At 64.0% G+C, this 272-nt stretch carries 1 pseudogene; it reads right to left on the reverse strand.

The window, feature by feature from the left end:
* Nucleotides 1-272, reverse strand: a pseudogene (locus MTCD1_RS19215) (amidohydrolase family protein); the annotation flags it as partial.

The following is a 272-nucleotide window of genomic DNA, read 5'->3' on the forward strand; positions in this document are numbered from 1 at the left end:
GAATCAGGCTCAGCGGAATGAACCGCCCCGGCGCTGCATTGCACCAGTCGTGCAGGTGCCAGTCGTTGTAGGCCTGGATGGCGGCGAACGAAACCTCCCGCGCATCCCTGTACTGCTGGAAGCGCTGCCCCGCGAAACCGGGAAAGGTCGGGAAGCAGATGGAGCCCAGCACACCATTGGCGTTCATATCGTCCACCCGGGCCTTGGTGTCCCACGTCCCGCGGCGCATGTGCTCGTAGCCCAAAGGCTCCATGCCGTATTCGTCCTTGGGG

Origin of the sequence: Colwellia marinimaniae (assembly GCF_002207865.1) — a bacterium.
Taxonomy (GTDB): domain Bacteria; phylum Pseudomonadota; class Gammaproteobacteria; order Enterobacterales; family Alteromonadaceae; genus Colwellia; species Colwellia marinimaniae.